Source organism: Mesorhizobium qingshengii (assembly GCF_900103325.1).
Taxonomy (GTDB): domain Bacteria; phylum Pseudomonadota; class Alphaproteobacteria; order Rhizobiales; family Rhizobiaceae; genus Mesorhizobium; species Mesorhizobium qingshengii.
In genome coordinates this window covers 1-2233 of sequence record NZ_FMXM01000084.1, presented here as the reverse complement: position 1 = coordinate 2233, position 2233 = coordinate 1, and the positions used below count along the sequence as shown (strand labels likewise).

At 65.9% G+C, this 2233-nt stretch carries 1 protein-coding gene and 2 pseudogenes; all 3 read right to left on the bottom strand.

The window, feature by feature from the left end:
- Positions 1–212: pseudogene (locus tag BLS48_RS34380) on the bottom strand (IS256 family transposase); the annotation flags it as partial.
- A 364-nt stretch (positions 213–576) separates the two neighbouring features.
- Positions 577–1769, bottom strand: a pseudogene (locus tag BLS48_RS34375) (IS91 family transposase).
- A gap of 10 nt (positions 1770–1779) precedes the next feature.
- The coding region (locus BLS48_RS34370; protein ID WP_167365356.1) for a tyrosine-type recombinase/integrase at positions 1780–2233 on the bottom strand (454 nt) is incomplete at its 5' end.

Below are 2233 nucleotides of genomic sequence, written 5' to 3'. Positions count from 1 at the left end.
ACCGTCTTGCGGCCATAACCGTTGCGCGTGTTGCCAGCGTCTTCGCCGCTCGCCAGATGATGGTCCATCTCCGCGTTCAGCGCGCGCTCGGTCAGCGCCTTCTTGACCGTATCCAGCAGGCCGCCCTGTTCGAACGCAGCACTGGCTGCCCCGCCTGCCAGAAGCTGGTCGAGAAGATCATTCGGTATCACAGGTTCTTTGCGTCGGGTCATAGTGGGAATCTGGAGGGTTCTGTGTGGTCGCGGGCGCGATTGGGCGGGCACGCACGGGTCGCGACTACATTGAAGCCTGATTGAACTGAACCGTGGGATGGCGGGCGGGGCTATGGGGATTTAGGGCTCGACAGTTGGTCCGAGGCGCCGGAGCGGGCTCGCCGATCGCTCTGGGGCAGTCGCCCGTCGTCGCGATGCAGGACCATCTGCGACGCGGGAGACGGCGCCATTGGGTCGTTGGCGCTGAGGTGCAGCGTTGCTGGCGATAGCCAGGCTGCGACTTTGACTAGCGGCGCGCAAAGGCCCGGCGGCGACTGTAGCAGACGCCGGGATGGACGGTGCGAGCGTATCGGTGCGCAGCGTGTCATGAGGTGTCTGGCCAGGTCGGGGCCTTGCGCGGGATCGGGCCGAGCGAGGCCATGGCGCCACCGCAGGCCGGACAGATGTCCAGGGAGCGCCCTGTGAGACAGCGGTAACGCTGGCGATAGTCGGCGGTCGGGTCCGGCGTCGGCGGCGTGGGCGCCGCCAGAAGAAGACGGCACTGGGCGAGCTTGGCGACGCGGTGGCCGTTGGCGAAGAGGCCGTAGTGGCGGATGCGATGGAACCCGTCTGGAAGAGCGTGCAGCAAGAAGCGCCGGATGAATTCGTCGGCGCTTAAGGTCATGAGCTTGTGCTTGGACTTGTCGTGGTGGCGATAGTCCTTCCAGCGGAAGCTGACCTTTCCCTGGTCCAGGCTCACGAGGCGGCTGTTGGCGATGGCGACGCGATGGGTGTAGTGGCCCAGATAGGCGAGGACCTGTTCGGGACCGCCGAACGGGGGCTTGGCGTAGACGACCCATTCGATCCGCTTCAGTCCAGCCAGTTGGGCGCAGAAAGTGGCAGGGTCGGCCAGGCTGGCGAGATCGCTGAAGAAGCGAAGCTGGCCGGCGTCGAAGGCGTCCTGCAGGTGCTCCAGGAATAGCCGCCTGAACAGGCGCGACAGAACCCGCACGGGCAGCCGGCAGGCGATCCATCGCCGGTCCCCGGCCTTCGCCGGGGCAGGCTCGAGCGACAGGCCGCCGCCCGGCACGACGCAGTGGACATGCGGATGATGGTGGAGATTTTGACCCCAAGTATGAAGCACGGCGACCACGCCGATAGCGGCGCCCAGATGCCTGGGATCGGCCGCCGCCACCCTCAAGGCTTCGGATGCGGCCTTGAACAGAATCGTATAGACCGCCGCCTTGTTCTGGAAGGCGATCTCAGCGATTTGGGCCGGCAAGGTGAAGACCACGTGGAAGTATGGGACCGGCAACAACTCGGCCTGACGCTGGGCCAGCCACTGGGCGCGGGCTAGGCCCTGGCACTTAGGGCAGTGGCGGTTGCGGCAGGAGTTATAGGCTTGCCGCACGAGGCCGCAGTCGGTGCAGTGTTCGGCGTGACCGCCCAGGGCCGCGGTCCGGCACGCCTCCCAGCCATGACCCGGCGCTCGACACGCCCGAGATGGCCGGCATGGTCGCGGCGATAATCATCCCCGTGACGGTGGAATACATCCGCCACTTCCAGATCCGGGCGCATGGCGCGCGGCTCAGCCGGGCGGCGTGATCTCCATGTGGAGTTGGTCAAAAGGACTGGCGGTCCGACCGATCACAGCCGTTGATACCTGGGCGTATAGTGTCGTCGTCGCCAGGCTGCGATGGCCCAGCAGCACCTGAATGATCCTTATGTCCGTGCCGGCTTCCAAAAGGTGGGTGGCGAAGCTGTGGCGAAGGGTGTGCACCGTCACCCGCTTCTCAATGCCCAGGAACTCGCACGCTGCTCGACAGGCGATCCCCAAGGTCTGCGGGTGGATCGGGCCGCGGCCATCGCGCCGGGGAAAAAGCCATCGCCCCGGCTTGGTCAACCGCCAATAGACGCGCAAAATCTCCAGCAGCTGCGGCGACAGCATCACATAGCGGTCCTTGCCGCCCTTGCCCTGCTCGATGCGAATGACCATCCGGCCGCTATCGATGTCCGTCACCTGCAGACGCGTCGCCTCCGCG